The 21,476-nt window shown below is 70.8% G+C and carries 19 protein-coding genes; 9 read left to right on the top strand and 10 right to left on the bottom strand.

The window, feature by feature from the left end:
• Nucleotides 1-10 precede the first annotated feature (10 nt).
• From carB to pyrR, 5 genes are read right to left on the bottom strand one after another with little or no spacing between them, the layout of a single operon-like run.
• On the bottom strand, nt 11-3,298 hold the full coding sequence (carB, locus tag ACWDX9_RS34915; RefSeq protein WP_449961570.1) for a carbamoyl-phosphate synthase large subunit: 3,288 nt from the start codon (nt 3,296-3,298) through the stop codon (nt 11-13).
• Nucleotides 3,285-4,391, bottom strand: a complete 1,107-nt coding sequence (gene carA, locus ACWDX9_RS34910; protein WP_449961567.1) for a glutamine-hydrolyzing carbamoyl-phosphate synthase small subunit — start codon at nt 4,389-4,391, stop codon at nt 3,285-3,287. The genes carB and carA overlap by 14 nt, the downstream gene beginning before the upstream one ends.
• Nucleotides 4,388-5,674: a dihydroorotase gene (locus ACWDX9_RS34905; protein WP_449961564.1), complete on the bottom strand. Its 1,287-nt coding sequence runs from the start codon at nt 5,672-5,674 to the stop codon at nt 4,388-4,390. The genes carA and ACWDX9_RS34905 overlap by 4 nt, the downstream gene beginning before the upstream one ends.
• Complete coding sequence (locus ACWDX9_RS34900) at nt 5,671-6,588, bottom strand: aspartate carbamoyltransferase catalytic subunit (RefSeq protein ID WP_350729083.1); 918 nt, start codon at nt 6,586-6,588, stop codon at nt 5,671-5,673. The genes ACWDX9_RS34905 and ACWDX9_RS34900 overlap by 4 nt, the downstream gene beginning before the upstream one ends.
• The gene (gene pyrR, locus ACWDX9_RS34895) at nt 6,585-7,130 is read right to left on the bottom strand and encodes a bifunctional pyr operon transcriptional regulator/uracil phosphoribosyltransferase PyrR (protein WP_185072969.1); all 546 of its coding nucleotides are present in this window, start codon (nt 7,128-7,130) and stop codon (nt 6,585-6,587) included. The genes ACWDX9_RS34900 and pyrR overlap by 4 nt, the downstream gene beginning before the upstream one ends.
• Nucleotides 7,131-7,335: 205 nt before the next feature.
• Here pyrR and ACWDX9_RS34890 point away from each other — a divergent pair, with 205 nt between their 5' ends.
• From ACWDX9_RS34890 to bldD, 5 genes are all read left to right on the top strand, one after another.
• The gene (locus tag ACWDX9_RS34890) at nt 7,336-8,580 is read left to right on the top strand and encodes an arginine deiminase (RefSeq protein WP_449961561.1); all 1,245 of its coding nucleotides are present in this window, start codon (nt 7,336-7,338) and stop codon (nt 8,578-8,580) included.
• A 10-nt stretch (nt 8,581-8,590) separates the two neighbouring features.
• Entirely contained in the window at nt 8,591-9,526 is a 936-nt protein-coding gene (gene arcC / locus ACWDX9_RS34885) for a carbamate kinase (protein ID WP_449961558.1), read from the top strand.
• A 10-nt stretch (nt 9,527-9,536) separates the two neighbouring features.
• Nucleotides 9,537-10,958, top strand: coding sequence for an amino acid permease (locus ACWDX9_RS34880; protein WP_449961555.1), 1,422 nt, complete (start codon nt 9,537-9,539; stop codon nt 10,956-10,958).
• Nucleotides 10,959-11,816, top strand: a complete 858-nt coding sequence (locus ACWDX9_RS34875; protein ID WP_449961552.1) for a universal stress protein — start codon at nt 10,959-10,961, stop codon at nt 11,814-11,816.
• A 299-nt stretch (nt 11,817-12,115) separates the two neighbouring features.
• The gene (gene bldD, locus ACWDX9_RS34870; RefSeq protein WP_026214021.1) at nt 12,116-12,610 is read left to right on the top strand and encodes a transcriptional regulator BldD; all 495 of its coding nucleotides are present in this window, start codon (nt 12,116-12,118) and stop codon (nt 12,608-12,610) included.
• A gap of 737 nt (nt 12,611-13,347) precedes the next feature.
• Here bldD and ACWDX9_RS34865 read toward each other — a convergent pair.
• From ACWDX9_RS34865 to ACWDX9_RS34855, 3 genes are all read right to left on the bottom strand, one after another.
• A complete protein-coding gene (locus ACWDX9_RS34865; RefSeq protein ID WP_350729075.1) occupies nt 13,348-13,734 on the bottom strand; it encodes an SAV_6107 family HEPN domain-containing protein in 387 nt (128 codons plus the stop codon).
• 473 nt (nt 13,735-14,207) lie between these two features.
• The gene (locus ACWDX9_RS34860; RefSeq protein WP_185072964.1) at nt 14,208-14,399 is read right to left on the bottom strand and encodes a ferredoxin; all 192 of its coding nucleotides are present in this window, start codon (nt 14,397-14,399) and stop codon (nt 14,208-14,210) included.
• 6 nt (nt 14,400-14,405) lie between these two features.
• Entirely contained in the window at nt 14,406-15,599 is a 1,194-nt protein-coding gene (locus ACWDX9_RS34855) for a cytochrome P450 (protein WP_449961549.1), read from the bottom strand.
• 96 nt (nt 15,600-15,695) lie between these two features.
• Here ACWDX9_RS34855 and ACWDX9_RS34850 point away from each other — a divergent pair, with 96 nt between their 5' ends.
• On the top strand, nt 15,696-16,313 hold the full coding sequence (locus tag ACWDX9_RS34850) for a TetR/AcrR family transcriptional regulator (RefSeq protein WP_449961546.1): 618 nt from the start codon (nt 15,696-15,698) through the stop codon (nt 16,311-16,313).
• Nucleotides 16,314-16,362: 49 nt separating this feature from the next.
• Nucleotides 16,363-16,881, top strand: coding sequence for a hypothetical protein (locus tag ACWDX9_RS34845; protein WP_449961543.1), 519 nt, complete (start codon nt 16,363-16,365; stop codon nt 16,879-16,881).
• Nucleotides 16,882-16,947: 66 nt separating this feature from the next.
• Here the strand turns inward: ACWDX9_RS34845 and ACWDX9_RS34840 are convergent, their stop codons facing one another.
• Both ACWDX9_RS34840 and ACWDX9_RS34835 read right to left on the bottom strand, forming a co-directional pair.
• Nucleotides 16,948-18,645, bottom strand: coding sequence for a hypothetical protein (locus ACWDX9_RS34840; RefSeq protein ID WP_449961540.1), 1,698 nt, complete (start codon nt 18,643-18,645; stop codon nt 16,948-16,950).
• A gap of 123 nt (nt 18,646-18,768) precedes the next feature.
• Nucleotides 18,769-19,521 carry a L,D-transpeptidase family protein gene (locus ACWDX9_RS34835; RefSeq protein ID WP_449961537.1) on the bottom strand — a complete coding sequence of 251 codons (753 nt, stop codon included), beginning with the start codon at nt 19,519-19,521 and terminating at the stop codon, nt 18,769-18,771.
• 199 nt (nt 19,522-19,720) lie between these two features.
• On the opposite strand from ACWDX9_RS34835, the gene ACWDX9_RS34830 reads away from it, so the two are divergent.
• Both ACWDX9_RS34830 and ACWDX9_RS34825 read left to right on the top strand, forming a co-directional pair.
• Complete coding sequence (locus tag ACWDX9_RS34830) at nt 19,721-20,197, top strand: YbaK/EbsC family protein (protein ID WP_350729065.1); 477 nt, start codon at nt 19,721-19,723, stop codon at nt 20,195-20,197.
• Nucleotides 20,198-20,207: 10 nt separating this feature from the next.
• The gene (locus tag ACWDX9_RS34825) at nt 20,208-20,768 is read left to right on the top strand and encodes a GNAT family N-acetyltransferase (protein WP_449961534.1); all 561 of its coding nucleotides are present in this window, start codon (nt 20,208-20,210) and stop codon (nt 20,766-20,768) included.
• Nucleotides 20,769-21,476 lie beyond the last annotated feature (708 nt).

Below are 21,476 nucleotides of genomic sequence, written 5' to 3'. Positions count from 1 at the left end.
CCGTGCGGGGTCAGCCCCGGAGTGCCTGTGCGTGCTCCTGGAGCGACCGTACGCCGACATCGCCGCGCACGATCGCCTGGATGCCCGCCGCCGCCGCGGCGAGCCCTGAGACCGTGGTGATGCACGGGATGCCGCGCAGCACCGCGGCGGTGCGGATCTCGTAGCCGTCGAGCCGCGGCCCCGACTGCCCGGGGCTGCCGAACGGCGTGTTGACGATCAGGTCGACCTCGCCGTCGAGAATGGCCTGCACGCTCGTGCGCTCACCTCCGGGACCAGGACCCTCGCTCTGCTTGCGCACGATCTTGGCATGGACGCCGTTGCGGCGCAGCACCTCGGCGGTCCCCTCGGTGGCCAGGATCTCGAATCCGAGATCCGCGAGCGCCTTCACAGGGAAGATCATGGCACGCTTGTCCCGGTTGGCCACCGACACGAACGCGCGTCCCTTGGTCGGCAGCTCGCCGTAGGCGCCCGCCTGGGACTTGGCGTACGCGATCCCGAAGAACTCGTCGATGCCCATGACCTCGCCCGTGGAGCGCATCTCGGGCCCCAGCACGGTGTCCACGCCCCGGAAGCGGTTGAACGGCAGCACCGCCTCCTTGACCGCGATCGACGCGTCCAACGGCAGCGTCCCGCCGTCACCGGTCGCGGGCAGCATGCCCTCCTCGCGCAGCGAGGCGATCGACGCGCCGAGCATCACCCGGGCCGCCGCCTTGGCCAGCGGCGCCGCCGTGGCCTTGGACACGAACGGCACGGTGCGGCTGGCCCGCGGGTTGGCCTCCAGGACGTAGAGGACGCCGGCCGACATCGCGTACTGGACGTTCAGCAGGCCGCGCACGCCCACCCCGGCGGCGATGGCCTCGGTGGCGGCGCGGATGCGCTTGATGTCGTGGCTGCCGAGCGTGATGGGCGGCAGCGCGCACGCCGAGTCGCCGGAGTGGATCCCGGCCTCCTCGATGTGCTCCATGACGCCGCCGAGATAGAGCTCCGACCCGTCGTAGAGGGCGTCGACGTCGATCTCGATGGCCTCGTCCAGGAACTTGTCCACCAGCACCGGGTGGCCGCCCTCCTGGGCCGCCATGTACGTCGTCAGCGTCTCGTCGTCGTACACGATGGCCATGCCGGCGCCGCCGAGCACGTAGGACGGCCGGACGAGCACGGGGTAGCCGATCTCCTCGGCGATCTCCCGGGCCTCGGCGACGGTGAGCGCGGTGCCGTGCTTGGGCGCGGGCAGCCCCGCCTCGGCCAGCACCCGCCCGAACGCGCCGCGCTCCTCGGCCAGGTGGATCGACTCCGGCGAGGTGCCGACCACGGGCACGCCCGCGTCCTTGAGCGCCTGCGCCAGCCCCAACGGCGTCTGGCCGCCGAGCTGCACGATCACGCCCGCGACCGGGCCGGTCTGCTGCTCGGCGTAGACGACCTCCAGCACGTCCTCCAGCGTGAGCGGCTCGAAGTAGAGCCGGTCGGAGGTGTCGTAGTCGGTCGAGACGGTCTCCGGGTTGCAGTTGACCATGACGGTCTCGAACCCGGCCCTGGACAGCTCGAACGAGGCGTGCACGCACGCGTAGTCGAACTCGATGCCCTGCCCGATGCGGTTGGGCCCGGAGCCGAGGATGATGACCTTCTCGCGCTCGCCGTTGGGGACCTCGTTCTCCTCGTCGTAGGTGGAGTAGAGGTACGGCGTCCTCGCGGCGAACTCGGCGGCGCAGGTGTCGACGGTGTTGTAGACCGGGCGCAGCCCCAGCGCGTGGCGCAGGTCGCGCACCCGGGCCTCGTCGATGCCCCGGATCTCGCCGATCTGCGCGTCGCTGAACCCGTGCCGCTTGGCCCGCTCGAGCACCTCGGAGGTCAGCTCGGCGGCGTCGGCGACCTCCCCGGCCTCCTCGTGGAGCAGGAAGAGCTGGTCGACGAACCACGGGTCGACGCTGGTCGCCTCGAACACCTCCTCGGGCGTGGCGCCCGCCCTGATGGCCTGCTGCATCGTGCGCAGCCGCCCGTCGTGCGGGGTGCGGCAGCGCTCGAGCAGCTCGGCCTTGTCGCCGCTCTCGCCCGCCCAGGTGAAGGAGGACTCCTTCTTCTCCAGCGACCGCAGCGCCTTCTGCAGCGCCTCGGGGAAGGAGCGGCCGATGGCCATGGCCTCGCCCACGGACTTCATGTGCGTGGTGAGCGTCTGGTCGGCGCCCTTGAACTTCTCGAACGCGAACCTCGGCACCTTCACCACGATGTAGTCGAGCGTCGGCTCGAAGGAGGCCGGGGTCTCCTTGGTGATGTCGTTGGGGATCTCGTCGAGGGTGTAGCCGATCGCGAGCTTGGCCGCGATCTTCGCGATCGGGAACCCGGTGGCCTTGGAGGCCAGGGCGCTCGATCGGGACACGCGCGGGTTCATCTCGATGACGATCATGCGACCGGTGCGCGGGTCGACCGCGAACTGGATGTTGCAGCCGCCGGTGTCGACGCCGACCTCGCGGATGACGGCGATGGCGACGTCGCGCATGTTCTGGTATTCGCGGTCGGTCAGGGTCAGCGCGGGCGCGACGGTGACGCTGTCGCCGGTGTGGACGCCCATCGGGTCGATGTTCTCGATGGAGCAGACGATGACGACGTTGTCGCGCTTGTCGCGCATGACCTCCAGCTCGTACTCCTTCCAGCCGAGGATCGACTCCTCCAGGAGCACCTCGGTGGTCGGAGAGGCGTCGAGCCCGGCGCCGCCGATGCGGCGCAGGTCGGTCTCGTCGTAGGCGAAGCCGGAGCCGGCCCCGCCCATGGTGAACGACGGCCTGACCACGACCGGGTAGCCCAGCTCGCCCGCGGCGGCCAGGCACTCCTCCATCGTGTGGCAGATGACCGACCTGGCCGACTCGGCGTTGAGCCCGCGCTCGCGGGCCACCTTGGCGACGATCTCCTTGAACCGCTCGCGGTTCTCCCCCGCCTGGATCGCGTCGAAGTCGGCGCCGATCAGCTCGACGCCGTACTTCTCCAGCACGCCCGACTCGTGCAGCGCGACCGCGGTGTTGAGCGCGGTCTGCCCGCCCAGGGTCGGCAGCAGCGCGTCGGGCCGCTCCTTGGCGATGATCTTCTCGACGAACTCGGGGGTGATCGGCTCGACGTACGTGGCGTCGGCGAACTCGGGGTCCGTCATGATCGTCGCCGGGTTGCTGTTGACCAGGACGACGCGGAAGCCCTCGGCCCGCAGCACGCGGCACGCCTGGGTGCCGGAGTAGTCGAACTCGCACGCCTGGCCGATCACGATCGGCCCCGAGCCGATCACCAGGACGGACCTGATGTCCTCACGCTTGGGCACGGCTCATGACCTCACAGAACTCGTCGAAAAGGTAGGCGGCGTCGTGGGGCCCCGCGGCGGCCTCCGGGTGGTACTGGACGCTGAAGGCCCGCCCGTCGAGCAGGCGCAGCCCCTCCACGCAGCGGTCGTTGAGGTTGACGTGACTGACCTCGGCCCGGCCGTACGGGGTCTCGAACGGCGCGTCGAGCGGCGCCTCCACGGCGAACCCGTGGTTGTGCGCCGAGATCTCGACCTTGCCGGTGCGCACGTCCTGGACGGGCTGGTTGACGCCCCGGTGCCCGTAACGCAGCTTGTAGGTGGAAAGGCCCAGGGCCCGCCCGAAGAGCTGGTTGCCGAAGCAGATCCCGAAGAACGGGACCCTGGCCTCCAGGACCCCCCGCAGCGCGCTCACGTCCGCCGTGGCGGGGTCGCCGGGCCCGTTGGAGAAGAAGACCCCGTCCGGCTCGACCGCCATGATCTGCTCGTACGTGGCCGTCGCGGGCAGCACGTGCACCTCGCAGCCGCGCTCGGCCATCCGGTGCGGCGTCATGCCCTTGATGCCGAGGTCGACGGCCGCGACCGTGAACCTCTTCTCCCCGATCGCGGGCACGACGTACGGCTCGGCGGTGGCCACCTCGGCGGCCAGGTCGGCGCCCTCCATGCGGGGCGACTGCCGCACGCGCTCGACCAGCTCCTCGACCGGCACGGTGGGCGCGGTGAAGATGCCGGCGCGCATGGCGCCGCGCTCGCGCAGGTGGCGGGTGAGCGCGCGGGTGCCGGAGATGGCGATCCCGACGACGCCCTGCTCCTTGAGGTAGTCGTCGAGCGAGCGGTTGGCCCGCCAGTTGGAGACGACCCTGGACGGCTCGCGCACGACGTAGCCGGCGACCCAGACGCGCCCGGACTCGGGGTCCTCGTCGTTGACGCCGGTGTTGCCGATGTGGGGCGCCGTCATGGCGACGATCTGCCGATGGTAGGACGGGTCCGTGAGGGTCTCCTGGTAGCCGGTCATGCCGGTGTTGAAGACCATCTCGCCGAACGTCTCGCCCTCGGCGCCGTACGGTCGTCCCTGGAAGACGCGGCCGTCTTCCAGGACGAGCACCGATGTGTTCAAACCAGCTTCCCTTCGAGAACGGTCGCCCTGCCGCGCAGGAACGTGGCCACCACCCGGCCGGGCAGCGTCATCCCCTCGTACGGGGTGTTCCTGCTCTTCGACGCGAATGCGGACGGATCCACCTCGGTGCGCGCGGACGGGTCGTACAGCGTGATGTTGGCCGGGGCGCCCGCTTCCAGCGGCTGCCCCTGGCCGCCGAGCCGGCCGATGCGGGCCGGGACGACGGACATGCGCTCGGCGACGCCCGCCCAGTCGAGCAGCCCGGTCTCGACCATGGCCTCCTGGACCACGCTGAGCGCCGTCTCCAGGCCCACCATGCCCATGGCCGCGGCCGACCACTCGGTCTCCTTGTCCTCGACCGGGTGGGGGGCGTGGTCGGTGGCGACGATGTCGATCGTGCCGTCGGCCAGCGCGGCCCGCAGCGCCTCGACGTCCGCGCGGGTGCGCAGCGGCGGGTTGACCTTGTAGATCGGGTTGTACGCGCCCACCGGGGACTCCTCGACCAGGTCGTCGGTGAGCAGGAGGTGGTGCGGGGTGACCTCGCAGGTGACGTTCCAGCCCTTGGACTTGGCCCAGCGGATGATCTCGACCGAGCCGGCCGTGGAGACGTGGCAGATGTGCAGCCTGGAGCCGACGTGGGCGGCCAGGAGGCAGTCGCGGGCGATGATCGCCTCTTCGGCGACCGCGGGCCAGCCGGTCAGGCCGAGCCTGCCGGAGATCACGCCCTCGTTCATCTGGGCCCCGGAGGTGAGCCTGGGCTCCTGGGCGTGCTGGGCGATGACGCCGTCGAACGCCTTGACGTACTCCAGGGCTCGGCGCATCAGCACGGCGTCGTCCACGCACTTGCCGTCGTCGGAGAAGACCCGCACGCGGGCGGCCGAGTCGGCCATCGCGCCCAGCTCGGCGAGCTGCTTGCCCTCCAGGCCGACGGTGACGGCGCCGACGGGGTGGACGTCGCAGTGCGCGAACTCGCGCCCGAGCCGCCACACCTGCTCGACGACCCCGGCGGTGTCGGCGACCGGCGAGGTGTTGGCCATGGCGTGCACGGCGGTGTAGCCGCCGCGGGCGGCCGACTGGGTGCCGGTCTGCACGGTCTCGGCGTCCTCGCGGCCGGGCTCGCGCAGGTGGGTGTGCAGGTCCACGAGGCCGGGCAGCGCGATCGCGCCGCCGCCGTCGACGGTCTCGGGCCCCTCCAGGCCCGGCCCGATCTCGGCGATCTCCCCGTCGGCGACGCGGATGTCGACGGGCTCCCCGCCGAGAATCCTGACATTCTTGATGATCACGCGCTCTCTCCCCCCAGCAGCAGGTACAGCACCGCCATGCGAATGGTCACACCGTTGGCGACCTGCTCGACGATCGTGGAGCGCGCCGAGTCGGCCACCTCCGCGGCGATCTCCATGCCCCGGTTCATCGGCCCGGGGTGCATCACGATGGCGTCCTCGGGCATCTTGGCGAACCGGTCCCGGTCCAGGCCGTACCGGCGTGAGTACTCCCGCTCGCTGGGGAAGTAGGCGGCGTTCATCCGCTCCTTCTGCACCCGCAGCATCATCACCACGTCCGACTTCGGCAGCACCGCGTCCAGGTCGTAGGAGACCTCGCACGGCCAGGAGCCGACGGAGACGGGCAGCAGCGTCGGCGGCGCCACCAGCGTGACGTCGGCGCCGAGCGTGTCGAGCAGCAGCACGTTGGAGCGGGCGACCCGGCTGTGCAGCACGTCGCCGACGATCGTGACCTTGCGCCCTTCGAGGCTGCCCAGGCGGCGGCGCATCGAGAAGGCGTCGAGCAGCGCCTGCGTGGGGTGCTCGTGGGTGCCGTCGCCGGCGTTGACGACGCTGCCGCGCACCCAGTTGGCCAGGCGGTGCGGCGCGCCGGAGGCGCCGTGGCGGATGACGACCGCGTCGGCGCCCATGGCCTCGAGGGTGAGCGCGGTGTCCTTGAGCGACTCGCCCTTGGACACGCTCGACCCCTTGGCCGAGAAGTTGATCACGTCGGCGGACAGCCGCTTGGCCGCCGCCTCGAACGAGATGCGCGTGCGGGTGGAGTCCTCGAAGAACAGGTTGACCACGGTGCGCCCGCGCAGCGTGGGCAGCTTCTTGATGGAACGTTCCGAGACCCTCGCCAGCTCCTCGGCGGTGTCGAGGATGAGGAGCGCGTCGTCCTTGGTGAGGTCGCCCGCGGAGATCAGGTGGCGGTTCACTTGGCGTCCCCCTTCATGAGGAGCACGGCGTCGCGGCCGTCGATCTCCTGCAGGTAGACCTTGACCTTCTCGCTCTTGGCCGTCGGGAGGTTCTTGCCGACGTAGTCGGCGCGGATGGGCAGCTCGCGGTGGCCGCGGTCGACCAGCGTGGCCAGCTGCACCGCGGTGGGCCGGCCGAGGTCGTTGAGCGCGTCGAGCGCGGCGCGCACGGTGCGGCCGGAGTAGAGGACGTCGTCCACGAGCACGACGACCCTGCCGTCGATGCCGTCCGGCGGCAGCTCGGTGCGGCCGAGCGGCCTGGCGGGCTTGAGCCGCAGGTCGTCGCGGTACATCGTGATGTCGATGGAGCCGACGGGGATCTTGACGCCTTCGAACTGCTCGATGCGGTCGCCGAGCCTGCGGGCCAGCGTGGCGCCGCGGGTCGGGATGCCGAGGAGCACGACGTCGTCGGCGCCCTTGGTGCGCTCGAGGATCTCGTGCGCTATACGGGTCAGCGCCCGGTGGATGTCAGGGGCCTCGAGGACAGCCCTGGAATCGGACATGGCGAATCTCACCACCTTTCCCGCCTCACGGGACGGGTCTTAAAAGGGTGTTGGTCGGCACACACAGTACCAGGGGCTACCAGGAACGATGCGAGAGGGCTCCCGTGGCGTCACGAAGCTTCATCGGGGTACGGATGGCGTACCGGCTTCCTCGGGGAGACGCTGATACTGCCCGGGGAAGCCGCCAGGAGGGGATGCTGCGAAGATGGCCTTTCACGTCGATTCCGAGGTCGGACGCCTGCGCCAGGTGCTCGTTCACGGGCCGGACCGGGCGCTCAGACGGCTGACCCCGTCCAACAAGGACGCGTTCCTCTTCGACGACGTGCTGTGGGTCCAGCGCGCGATGGAGGAGCACGAGGAGTTCCAGCGGGTGCTGACCGGCCGCGGCATCACGGTCCACCTGCTGGCCGACCTGCTCAGGGAGACCGTCGACATCCCCGAGGCGCGCAAGCACATCCTCGACGCCGTCATCGACGAGCGCTGGCTCGGCCCCGGCGCCACCGACGACGTCCGCAACATCCTCGACGGCATGGACTCCGCGACGCTGCAGGTCTACCTGACCGGCGGCATCACCAAGGGCGAGCTGCTCGAGAGGGGCTGCGGCCCCGGCTCCGTGACCTTCCACACCATGCGCGACGACGACTTCATCCTGCCGCCGCTGCCCAACCACCTCTTCACCCGCGACACGTCCTGCTGGATCTACGACGGCGTGTCGATCAACGCGATGAAGAAGAAGGCCCGCATGCGCGAGACGGTCAACATGGAGGCCGTCTACATGTACCACCCGACGTTCGCCGACGGCTTCAACCGGCCCGGGCAGGGCGGCTTCCACTGCTGGATGCCGGGCCAGCCGGTCGCGCCGGCGACCATCGAGGGCGGCGACGTGCTGGTCATCGGCAGGGGCGCGGTGCTGATCGGCATGAGCGAGCGCACCCAGCCGCAGGCGGTGGAGATGCTGGCGCAGCGGCTGTTCGCGGCCGGCTCCGCGCGGACGATCGTGGCGCTCGACATGCCGAAGGCGCGGGCGTTCATGCACCTCGACACCGTGATGACGATGCTGGACGTGGGCGTGTTCACCCAGTACGCGGGTCTGGGGATGCTGCCCGCGTACACCATCGAGCCCGGCGAGACGCGCAAGGAGCTCAAGGTCACCGACCACCCGCCGCAGGACATGCACCGGGCCATCGCCCACGCCATCGACCTGCCCGCCATCACGGTCCTGACGCCCACGCAGGACCTCCACGCGGCCGAGCGGGAGCAGTGGGACGACGGCTGCAACGGGCTGGCGCTGGAGCCCGGCGTGGTCGTCGCCTACGAGCGCAACACCACCACGAACGCCTACCTGCGTGACAACGGCATCGAGGTCATCACGATCAGGGGCAGCGAGCTCGGCCGGGGGCGCGGCGGCCCGCGCTGCATGAGCTGCCCGCTCGAACGCGACGGAGTCTGAGGAGGGACCGATGCGGGTCATCGTCGCTCTGGGCGGCAACGCGGTGCTCAGGCGCGGCCAGCCGCCGGACGCGGACGTCCAGCGGGCCAACGTCCGCGCGGCCGTCAAGACGCTCGCCCGGCTCGCCGACCGGCACGAGCTGGTCATCACCCACGGGAACGGCCCGCAGGTCGGCCTGCTGGCCCTGGAGAGCGCCGCGGACCCCAACCTGGCCAGGCCGTACCCGTTCGACACGCTCGGCGCGCAGACGCAGGGCATGATCGGCTACTGGATGCAGCAGGCCCTGCAGAACGCCCTGCCCGGCCGGCAGGTCCTGGCCATGGTCACGCAGACGCTGGTGACGGCCGTCGACCCCGCGTTCGAGCACCCGACCAAGTTCGTCGGCCAGGTCTACGAGCGCGAGGAGGCCGAGAAGCTGGCCGCCGAGTACGGCTGGACGGTCCGGCGGGACGGCGACCGATGGCGGCGCGTCGTGCCGTCGCCGACCCCGCGCCGCATCGTCGAGACCCGGCTGATCCACCAGATGATCCGCGAAGGCGTCATCGTGGTGTGCGCGGGCGGGGGCGGCATCCCGGTCGTCCGCGACGAGCGCGGCCGGCTGACCGGCGTGGAGGCGGTCATCGACAAGGACCTCACCGCCTCGATGCTGGCCGAGGCCCTGGAGTGCGACGCGTTCCTCATCCTCACCGACGTGCCGCGCGTCATGCGGGGCTTCGGCACGCCGCACCAGACGGAGATCGCCCACACCACGCCGCACGAGCTGCGCGCCCTGGAGTTCCCCGCGGGGTCGATGGGGCCCAAGGTGGAGGCGGTGTGCCGGTTCGTGGAGACGACCGGCGACATGGCCGCGATCGGAAAACTCGACGAGGCCGAGCGCATACTCGACGGCACAGCGGGAACGATCGTGACACCCAACGGCAGGTGGCCGCTGACGAGCACGCTGTAGGGGGTGTCCCGTGACACTGGCCCAACGGCTCTTCCGCACCAAGCCCACGGAGCGCATCATCGCGGAGGCCGGTCACGGCGAGGGGGGCGAGCTGCGGCGCACCATGTCGCTCTGGCAGCTGACGCTGTTCAGCGTGGGCGCCACGCTCGGCACCGGCATCTTCGTCATCCTGGGGCAGGCGGTGCCCAAGGCGGGGCCGGCGGTGGTCGTGTCGTTCGTGCTGGCGGCGATCACGGCGCTGTTCTCGGCCCTGTCGTACGCCGAGCTGGCCGGGACGATCCCGGTGTCCGGCTCGTCCTATTCCTACGCGTACGCGACGCTGGGCGAGCTCGTGGCGTGGATCTGCGGCTGGTGCCTCATGCTGGAGTACGCCGTGTCCGTGGCGGCGGTGGCCGTGGGCTGGGGCGAATACCTCAACTCGTTCCTGCGCTCCCTGTTCGGCTTCACGCTGCCCGCGGCGATCACCCGCTCCCCCGGCCAGGACGGCGGCGTGATCAACGTCACCGCGATCGTCATCGTCCTGCTCGCCACGTGGCTGCTGCTGTACGGCGCCTCGGAGAGCGCCACTGCGAACGCGATCTTCGTAATGATCAAGGTCGTGGTGCTGCTCTTCTTCTGCGTGGTGGCGTTCACCGCCTTCCAGGCCAAGAACTTCGCGCCCTTCGCACCCCTGGGGGTGGCCGGCATCACGGCGGCGGCCTCGCAGGTGTTCTTCTCCTACATCGGCTTCGACGCCGCCTCCACCGCGGGCGAGGAGGCCAAGAACCCCAAGCGCGACCTGCCCCTGGCCATCCTCCTGTCACTGGTCATCGTGACGGCCATCTACGTGCTCGTCGCGATGGCCGCCATCGGCGCGATGCCGTGGACGCGGTTCGACGCCAAGCACACCGAGGCGAGCCTGTCCTACATCGCCGACCTGGCCGTCGGCGCCACCTGGCCGGGCCTCATCGTCTCGTTCGGGGCGGTCATCGCCATCGCCAGCGTCGTGCTCACCGTCATCTTCGGCCAGACCCGCATCCTGTTCGCCATGTCCCGCGACGGGCTGATCCCGCGCGTCTTCCAGCGGGTCGACATGCGCCACCAGGTCCCCGTCGCGAACACCCTCATCGTCGCCGCGTTCATCTCCGTGCTGGCCGGCCTGGTGCCGCTCGGCCAGCTCGCCGAGGCGACCAGCATCGGCACCCTGTTCGCCTTCGCCATCGTGAACGTCGGCGTGCTCGTCCTGCGCTACCGCAGCCCCGAGCTGCCGCGCACCTTCCGCACGCCGCTGTTCCCCGCCACGCCGGTGCTCGGCGCCGTCTTCTGCCTCGTCGTGATGGCGGGCCTGGCCGGGGTCACCTGGGTGGCGTTCGGGCTGTGGATGCTGGTGGGGCTGATCTGCTACTTCCTGTACGGCTACGGCCATTCGCGGCTGAACGCCGAGGTGGGCTGAATGAAGCTCAAGAACGTGCTGGCCGGCTGCATCCCGGAGCCCAGGGGCAGGGACGGGCTGGCACTGGGCGTGCTGGTCAAGGAACAGGTCCACGGGCGTCTGACGGTGGCCTACGTGCAGCCGCCCGCGTGGTCCGCGCCCGGACCGGCCAGGGCCGAGGAGAGCGCGTGGCGCGCCTACCTGATGGAGCAGGCCGACGCGACGCTCTGGCAGGCGCGCGAGCTGGCCGGCGACGACGCCGACTACGTGGTCCACACCCACAAGGGCAGCGGGCGCGGGCTGGTGGAGCTGGCGCGCAGGCGCGGCGCCGACGTCGTGGTGATCGGCTCGGCCTCCGGCGGCGGCAAGGGCCGCATCACCGTCGGCAGCACCGCCGACCAGCTCCTGCACTCGTCCTCCGTTCCCGTGCTGCTCGCCCCGCGCGGCTACGGCGACAAGCCCCCCGCCGCCTTCGAACGCCTCACCGTCGCCTACCGGCGCAGCCCCGGCTGCGACGCGGCGGTCAAGGACGCGACGGCGGTGGCCGCGTCGCTGGACGTGCCCCTGCGGCTGGTCACGCTGGTGATCAGCAACGGCAGGCGCGCCAGGATCGAGGAGGAGATGCTCGTCCGCCTGCGCGACGAGGCGGCCTCCAACCTGCGGGCGGCGGCCCACGGACGGCCACGCGTGGAGGTGGAGGTGCTGGAGGGCCGCAACGTCGCGCAGGCACTCGGCACGACCTCGTGGCTCCCCGGCGAGATGATCATATGCGCTTCCAGCGCCACAGGGCCACTCAGGCGGGTCTTCCTCGGAGACACCTCGATCAAGATCGTACGGGCTGCGACCTGCCCTGTCATGATTCTCACGCGGCAGACCTAGGGCGGGGAAATTTCTCGTCAAACTCTGACGAAGTAGCGTTACCACTGGGACATGAGGGGCGATTGCGGCGATCCCTACCGGATCGGATTCGGCATCTTTTTTCCAATCAGCTTGACCTCAGGCGTCCGCCCCTTTACCGTCACTGTGCGTAACCACACCTCGCGGCGTTCTGGGGTAAACCTGGGGCCATGGCTACCGATGGTGCCGGGCTTGGCACCAGACCCCCCGGTGGCTAGGGCATACGCCGCAAGGGAGCACAATCTACTGAGAGCGATACATACAAGACCGGGGGCCACACAATGCCGTCTGAGTACGCAAAGTCGCTGGGTGCACGACTCCGCGCCATACGCACCCAGCAGGGCCTGTCCCTGCATGGAGTCGAGGAAAAGTCGCGTGGCAGGTGGAAAGCCGTGGTCGTGGGCTCGTACGAGCGTGGCGACCGTGCGGTGACCGTACAGAAGCTTGCCGAGCTTGCCGACTTCTACGGGGTGCCCGTATCCGAGCTGCTGCCGGGCGGAGCCGCGCCCAGCCCGCTCGGACCGACACCCAAGCTTGTGATCGACCTGGAGCGCCTGGCCACGCTGCCGAAGGAGAAGGCGGGGGCACTCGCCCGCTACGCCGCCACCATCCAGAGCCAGCGCGGTGACTACAACGGCAAGGTGCTGTCGATCCGCCAGGAGGACCTGCGCTCGCTTGCCGTGATCTACGACAAGTCGCCCAGTGAGCTCACCGAGGAGCTGATCAGCTGGGGCGTTCTCGACGCCGAGGCCCGCCGCGCCGTCGAGTCGTTCTGAGGCTGTCCCTCTCCCCTGAGGTCGCCCCCTCCCTCCGAGGCCGTCTCACCCCGCTCTGAGGCCGCCTCGCGCGCCTGAGGGCTCGCCACCGCCACGCGGCCGGCGAGCCACCCGGCATCAAGCGCCCTTCCCTGGCCCGCCGCGCTTTCCGAGCGGCATGGAGCCCGGTTTCGCACCACCGTGGACGTATTCCGCCCCCGCACAGGGCGACCGTCCTGGAAAGCGCTTACTGGCGTGTGGGGGTCCACGTTGGAGCACCACCGAGCGAGCGGGATCGGTGGTGTGCGCGCCGACGTACGTCCCGGCCAAGGGCCGCCACATCGGCGCCCAGCCGCACGGAAGCCCCGCTCCAGCACGACCGCCAGGGCGGGGCGAACCGAGGCCGGCCATCAAGGGACGCCCGCCGGGGCTGGGTCGGGCGGGCATACCGCGCAGACGCGCGTCTCCGGCTCGGCCGGAAGCTCGTCGGCGGTCGGCCGCGTTACGGCGCGGCAAGAGCCGGTGGGCCACCAAGGGGACATCCACCGGGGCAGTATCGTCGGCGCCCGGCCGCGCGAAAGCCGCGTTCGAGCGCGGTGCAGCGACCTCGGAACCCGGCGCACCCGGACGCCGCGGTCAGCCCGGCGCACCCAGGGCTGCGATCAGCCCGGCGTATCCAGGCTGGGACCAGCCCGGCGACGGGAACGTCCACCCGGACCATGAAGGTGGGATCGGCCCGGTGAAGGGACGTCGGAGGGTCAGCCTGCCAGCGGGACGTTGACCGGCAGCTGGGGCTGGGCCGGCATGCCGAGCAGGTCCTCCACCGTGGAGACGAACGTCTCCGCCTCGGCCAGGAGCTCGTCGGCGTCGGCCGCGCTGACCCGGCTGACCATGCCCGCCTCGGCGGCGGCGCGCTTGGCGGCGCTCACCGAGAAGTAGGCGGCCCACTCGGCCAGGCGCGGCTCAGCCTCGGGCAGCAGCTCCCAGGCGCTGCGCAGGCGGCGCCTGCGGCCTTCCATGGGACGGGGACGGGCGGCCAGGATCGCCGCCGCCGCCCGAAGGGCTGCCAGGTGGGCGGCCACGTATCGGGATGCCGGAGTGCGAGCGCCGGTCGCCTCCGCCAGGCAGGAACGAGAATCGGTCAAGTGTGCCCGAACCGCAGGCGACAGCCGGGGCCCGGGCGTTTCTCTAGGCCGTGGTGCCATCTTGCGCGCCTCCTTGGAGTCGTGGGCGGCCGCCGGCGTCTCCGCCGGTGGTGCCAACAATCGCAGACCCCACCGACATTTCCACCGGGCTGGCCGGACGTGGAGCTTCCCCACTCCCCGTCCGGCCAGGGCACGCCCACTCGTCTCCGCCGACGACGAGGACGTGCCCTTCGCCCATGGAGCCTGGCCGCGGGGGAACGCTTGGGGAAGCGAACGGCCCGCGACCAGGTCCTGGTGACGTTGAGCCGCGAGCCCCACCGTCACTACGTCGAACATAATTTCGATCACGCTCGGTGTCAACCGATTCCACGAACACAGGTTCGACGAGTATGAGCCCGAAGGCGCGAAAAAGCCGTCGCCGCGGAGAGCTTGCGGCGACGGCCGGGTGGTTCAGAAGGACGAGAAGACGGTCGTCAGACGACCGAGATGGCGCCCGACGGGCAGAGGGTCACGGCGCGACGGACGCCGTCCTCCAGCTCCGCGGGAGGCACCTTCTGCAAGAGCACCACCGTGCCCTCGTCCTCGCTCTGGTCGAACACTTCCGGCACCGTCAGCGCGCACATGCCCGCCCCGATGCACACCGTCGTATCTGCCTTGATTTCCATGGTGACCTACCAAGTGACTGGGAGGCGGTGCACTCCATAGATGCTCATGTCCGAGCGCATCGGCACCTCCTCGGGTGTTACGGCCAAGCGTAGACCTGGGAAGCGGCGCAGCAGCGCAGGGTACCCGATGCGCATCTCGATGCGGGCGAGCTGCTGCCCCAGGCACTGGTGGATGCCGTGGCCGAAGGTCAGGTGCCCGCCCGCGGGCCTGGTGACGTCGAGCCGGTCGCCGTCGGGGAAGCGGGACGAGTCGCGGTTGACGGTGGGCAGGTGGAGCGCCACGCACTCGCCCGCCTTGATGAGGTTGCCCTCGATCTCGACGTCCTCCAGCGCGGTGCGCATCGGGCCGAGGTGGATGATCGTGAGGTAGCGCAGCAGCTCCTCGACCCCGTTCTCCACCACTGTCGGGTCGTCACGCATGGCGGCGAGCTGCGCGGGGTTCGTGAGCAGGGCGTACGTGCCGAGCCCCAGCATGTTGGCGGTCGTCTCGTGCCCGGCCACCAGCAGCAGCAGGGACACCCCGGCGAGCTCCTCGTCGTTCAGCTCCCCGCCCTCGATGAGCCCGCTGATCAGGTCGTCGGCCGGCTCCTTGCGCTTGCGCTGGACGAGCCCGTACATGAACGCCGTGATCCGGCCGAGCGCGGCCATCGCGTCCTCGGCCTTGGACTCCAGGTTGACCAGGAGCTTGGTGTCCTCCTGGAACTGCCCGCGGTCCTCGTACGGCACCCCGAGCAGCTCGCAGATCACCAGCGACGGGATCGGCAGCGCGAACTTCTCGACGAGGTCCACGGGCCCGCCGGCGGCGGCCATGTCGTCGAGGCAGGCGTTGGCGATCTCCTCGACCCTGGGTTCGAGCATCTTCATCCTGCGCACGGTGAACTGGCCGGTCAGCAGCCTGCGGAAACGCGCGTGCTCGGGCTCGTCCATGCGCAGGAAGAACCCGGGCGGCGTCTTCGCGTCCTTCTGCATCCTCATCCGGAGCAGAGTGCCCTCGATCGGCGGGTGCGCGAGCTCCGTGCGGTTGCTGAAGCGCGGGTGCGCGAGCACCGCGCGGGCGGCGGAGTAGCCGGTCACCAGCCAGCCCCGGTGGCCGTCGGCGAAGGTCATACGGTGCATGTTCGCCCGTTCTCGCAGCTCAGTGGCTTCGTCGGGCGGATCGAACGGGCGCTGCCGGTCGGTGGGAAACGTCACGTCGGACATGTTTCGGCTCCTTTCCGAGCTTCACCTCCAGAAAACCTCATTCATTGCAAAATTTCAATGCATGAAAATCATATACGCATGCAGTATAGTTCCGTCATGGTAGATAACGGCGGCGTGGGACTGCGGGAGCGCAAGAAGCAGCGCACGCGCCGGGCACTGGTCGAGGCCGCGCTCCGGTTGTTCGACGAGAAGGGCTTCGACGAGACCACGCTGGCCGAGATCGCCGCGGAGGCCGACGTGTCGACGCGCACGTTCTTCAGCTACTTCGCGAGCAAGGAGGACGTGGTCTTCTACGACTCCGCCCGCAAGATGGAGCTGGCCACCGCGACGCTGGCCGACAGGGCTCCCGGCGAGACGCCGGGCGACCTCCTCCTGCGGATCGTGGAGGAGAGCCTGACCTGGCTGACCACGTACGAGGAGCTCACGTTCGAGGACGCGGAGCTGCGGATCCGGCTCGTGCTCAAGGAGCCCACGCTGCGGGCGCGGGCGCTGGTGATGCTGCTCGAGAGCCAGACCACGCTGGCACGGGCGCTGCGGGAGTCCTACCCCGAGCTGGACCCGGTGGAGGCGGCCGCCGCGGTGGGCGCGATGTTCGGGGCGGTGAAGCTGGCGATCGTCGCCGACCTCGGCCACGAACTGTCCGCGGAGCAGATGTCGAGCACGGCGCGCCGGGCGGCCGAGATCACGCTCGCCGGCCTGCGCTCCCTCGGATAGCTCCGGATGCCCGCTTTCTGAGAAGCTGTCCGGAGCGGAGGGGGGCCGGATGGCGGGCAAGCGGTGGCTGATCGATCTCGTCCTGCCGGCGCTGGGGCCGGTCCTGGCGGCGGCGTACGCGGGGGTCAACCTCGTGGCCATCGAGGCGGCCGTCAAGGCGCAGATCGCGGGCCCGGAGTGGGCGGGCGGCCGACTCCTCGCCGACGGGATGACAGGGCTGGGCAGGGACTCCTGGCGGCTGGTCCTGGCCACCGCCGTGGTCGTGGGGGTCCTGGGAGTGGTGTACGCCGTCATCGGCGTGCTCCTGCGGCGGGGCGGCCGGGGCCGCACGCCCCTGCTCGTGCTGTCGGGCGTCCTGATCGTCCCGTACGCCCTCGCGATCCTCGTCGCGCTGGTCAACCCCGCCAGGGCGCTGGCGGGACTCTACGACACCCCTGACTTCGCCGGCGGCCTTCCCGGGTGGCAGTCGGCCACCGTACTCGTCCTGGTGGCGGCCGGGCTGGCCCAGGCCGCGGGGGTGGCGATGGCGGCCGCGCAGGGCAGGCGGGCCGCGAGCGCCCGGACCTGAGGGCAGGCGGACCGCAGGCGTCCGGACCCGAGGTCAGGCGGGCCACGGGCGCCCGGGCCTGAGGGCTCAGCGGCAGCCGTCGTTCGACCAGGTCGTCCAGCCCATCTGGGCGCCGCCGCGTCCGGTGGCGGCCCAGCCCGGCGGCGGAGCCGTCCCGTACGGGACCACGGCCGTGCACGCGCCCGCCGGGGGCCGGCCGTTGTAGAACTCGATCCGGGTCCACGACACCCGATACGACAGCGGCACCCAGATGTTCCACCGCACCCGCCGGTCCACCGCCACGCGGCCGGGCGGCGGCGCGGGCAGCCAGTCCACGCCGCCCGACGGGCGGGCGGGCGCCTGCCCGGCCGTGAACGCGATGTCGATCAGCGCCAGCACGCCCACCACCAGCAGCAGCCTGGCCCGGCGCGCGGTCAGGAAGGCCGCCCCGGTCAGGCAGGCCAGCAGGATCAGGGCGGGCACGGAGGCCTCGACCAGGTTCAGCGCGTCGTTCTCACCCGTGAGAAAGATCACTTCGGGGAAGTCGAACGCGATGAACGCGTACCGCTCCAGCCGGTCCCCCGCGTACCAGGCGGCCACCCCGCCGGTCACCGCCATCAGCCCGGCGGCGGCCAGCGCGTGCCGCACCGCGGCCAGGCGCCCACCCTTGATGAGGACGATCAGGCCGGCGAGCGTCCAGGCCACGGCGACGCAGGCCAGGTAGCGCCCGTAGACGTAGTTGCCGACGCGGTGCTCGTCCGGGAGGGCGGCCGAGGAGGCGTACGCGATGCCCAGGGTCGTCAGCAGCAACGTGCCCGCAAGAACGCGGTGCGCGTACGGCGCGGACCGCCGTACCAGTGTGGCCGCCGCGCCCGCCATGCCGACGCCCGCGAGCCCCCAGGTGCCGGCGACGAGGTACCAGAGCTGACCGGCCGCCCCCGACAGCGCCCACGCCTGGCCTTCGAGGGTCGTGAGCCTGGACACCAGCAGCCCCGACAGGTCGCGGGGCCCGCCCGGATAGAGCGCGGCGCCCAGCGCCCCGTTGAGCGCCTTGCCCGCCACCGCGACCACGGCCGCGCCCACCAGCGCCGCGACCGCCGGACCCACCGCCCTGCCGCGGCCCGGCAGCACCGCCCTTTTGCGGACCCACACCACCACGACGACCAGCACGCACACCGCCAGGACCACGGTCCCCCGCAGATGGGCCGCCATCGCGAACGCCGACAGCGCGCCCGCCACCGCCCCGGCCCGCGCCGACCCGTACGCGACCAGGTCGTGCAGCGCGAGCAGCCAGGCCAGGACGAGCACGGGCAGGATCGCGTCGGTCAGCGCCAGCCCGGAGAACACCACCAGCGCCGGCGACAGCGCCGCGACGAACGCCGTGATCAGCGCCGCCCGCCCGCCCAGGCCCAGTCGCCGCAGCAGCAGGTACGCCAGCGGGTACGCGCTCGCCGCCGCCATCGACCCCACCCCGGCCACCAGCCGGTAGGCCAGGACGGGGTCGGAGGTCAGCCAGAAGACCGGGACCAGCAGCAGCGGATAGCCGCCCTGGTAGAAGGTGGAGCCGGTGAGGTCGGCGCCCGGTCCGCCGGCCAGCCAGCGGGCGGCGAGGAGGTATCCGGTCTCGTCCGGGTTCGCCACCGGTCCGGTGTGATACCGGTACAGCCACAGCCGTAACGCCACGTGGGCGACCCACCCGGCCGCCAGCAGCCACCACAGGCGGGCCCGTCCCGTATGCCGCGCCGTCGTGTGAACGGGCGCCGGCGTCATGAACGCAGTCGTCATGCTCTCCCCCCAAGAAAGTCAGGAGGGAGTCCAGCAAAAGCGGCATAACGGGCCCGTCACCGCTTCTGGTTATGCGGGCGTTATGCCGCCGGCGGCGCGGCGGGCGTGCTCAGAACGCGCGTCTCAGAGCCGCTTGAACCTGCCCCGGACGTGCACCGGCACGCCCTTGCCCAGCATCCCGGGCAGGACCTCGGCCACGTTCATCGGCATGCGCACACACCCGTGCGAAGCCGGATACAGCGGCACCGACAGCGCGCCGTGGAAGGCGATGCCGCCGTTGAAGAAGATCGGGTTGTAGAGCTGCCCCAGGTACGACTTGTGCCAGCCGCGAGCGCGCCACGTCGTCGCGTAGTCGCCCGTCGGCGTGGTGGCCGAGCCGCAGAACCGCTGCTGCTTGCCCTGCCACGCGGCGGTCTCGCAGTAGGGGACGCCGCTGCCGGAGGACACGTGGGTGATCAGCTTCACCTCGCCGTCCACGTACAGGACCATGATCTGCTTGGTGAGGTTGACCTCGGCGCGGGTCGGCTTGCCGTTCTTGACCAGGACCTGCGGCGACCTGGGGCTCTCCAGGGCGTCCCACGTGCGCCTGGCGACGGTGCTGGTCGGCTTGATGCCGTTCACCTTCTGGAACGCCCATACGGCCGCCAGCGTCGCGCCCCCGTACCGGCCGTCGGCCCTGCCTGGGCGGTAGCCGAGCTGGGCCAGGCGCCTCTGCAGCCACTGGACGGACTTGCCCTTGGCGCCGAGCCTGAGCGTCTTGCCTGGCGCGGCGACCGTGGCGGGGGTGATGGCGGGGGTGATGGCGGGGGTGATGGCGGCGGGACCGGATCGGGCTCCCGCGGAGGTATGTGTGGTGGTCGGGGACGCCGTCCTCATGGACGCCGTCGAACGATGCAATCCATGCGCGCCGCAGCCCGAGAGTGCGACGGCGCCTGCCGTCAGGAGAGCAGCCACTCCGGGCAGCCGTCGAGCCCCCACCAGTACCACCTCGCATACCATGAGCAAACGATCAGTTGACCTTATACCACTCATCATGAATCGGTAATGAAGCGGTCAACCTGTTTAGAGTGTGTCCATGTCTGAGAAGTTGCCGTCCAACGCGGTCGTCGTTCAATCCGCCCTGCGCGAACTGGGGGCGGACGGTGAGGTCATCGTCCTGCCCGAGAAGGCGCCCACGGCGGCGACCGCCGCGGCCCAGGTCGGGTGCGAGGTCGGGGCCATCGCCAACAGCCTGATCTTCGACGCGGACGGCGCGCCGCTGCTCGTGCTGACCAGCGGGGCGCACCGCGTGGACGTGGAGCTGATCGCCCGCACCGCGGGGGTCGGGAAGGTACGCCGGGCGACGCCGGAGTTCGTGAGGGCGGCGACCGGACAGCCCATCGGCGGCGTGGCCCCGGTCGGGCATCCGGCGCCCGTGCGGACCCTGGTGGACAACTGGCTGAGCAAGCACGAGGTGGTGTGGGCGGCCGGGGGGCATCCGCTGACCGTGTTCCCGACGACGTTTGACGAGCTCGTGCGGATCACCGGCGGTACGGCGGTGGACGTCGAGTAGTGTGCGACGGGTGATCGAGTTTCGCGGGGCGGGGCCGGCCGAGTTCGTCGAGCGGCTGGACACGGTGATCGACGTCTACGCGGCTGCCATGAACCCGCCCGCGGACCAGATCAACGGCCGCAAAACCATCATGCGAAATCACGCGACTTATCCCCATTTTCAGTGTTATTTCGCAGAATTGCGCGATCCGTCCCTTTCCACCCCCCTCACCGTCGGCTTCGCCTACGGCTTCCGCGGTACCCCCGGGCAGTGGTGGCACGACGTGGTCTTCCGCGCCCTGACGGACCGGATCGGCCAGGAGGCCGCCGACGCCTGGCTCGGCTACGCGCTGGAGCTGGCCGAGATCCACGTCCACCCCGACTTCCAGAGCAAGGGCATCGGCCGCGCCATGATCCGCACCCTCTGCGCGGGCCGCCCCGAGCGCTCGGCTGTCCTGTCCACCCACGACCAGCCCACGGCCGCCCGCCACCTCTACGCCAGCATGGGCTTCACGGACCTGCTCTCGAGGTTCATCTTCCCGGGCGGCTACGAGGACTACGCCATCATGGGCCGCCCCCTGCCCTTGACGTGAGGATCACCTCCCGGACGAACCCGTGACCATTGGGTTTGTCTGCTGATTACTTGGGGCACCATCCATTACGCAAGGTAGTCACTCCTTTACTAACCGTCTATAACCCCCTGCCCGTCACCCGCCCGGTCCCCCTGCGGGCGGGTGACGGGCCCCTTTTCCCTCCCACCACACTCACCACCCCAACGGACCTCGAGGCAACCGCCGACCGATGGCCCCGACGCTGCGGGCGACGACCCGGTACTCCCGGCACGGCGGGCGACAACCCGGGTGGACCGGCACCACGGCGCGCCTCCCACCCGGCATTCGGCCCAGGTCCGTATGGCCCCTCCGGCGCCGGTGCGGCGGGAAGGGAGGTCGGCGGAGCCCGGCGCAATGCGTGCGGCGCGAAGATGGGCGACGGGGGCGGCGCAATGTCGTGCGGCGGGTGGGCGGCGCAATCAGTGCCGGGGGGGGGTGGGAAGCGTTGGGGTTCTTCGTTGGGTGATCTTGCCGACCGCGCAGGGTCAACGCTGGTGAACCCCCGAAGAGGCCCACGTTGCGCCGTTGCGGCGGCCGGCCGCGTGCGGGTCAGCGGGCGTCTTCCTGGAGGTCACCGGCCACGGGCGGGGGGGGGGGCCGCCCCGGCTCCGCCGTAAATAAAGACAGGTTTTAATGCGGAAATGGGCACCCCGTCGGGGGGTTGGAATAACAACCGCCACGCGCTGGTGC

This window comes from Nonomuraea sp. NPDC003201, assembly GCF_053590415.1.
Note: the sequence above shows the minus strand (reverse complement) of the source record. Positions and strands in the feature narration are given on the sequence as shown.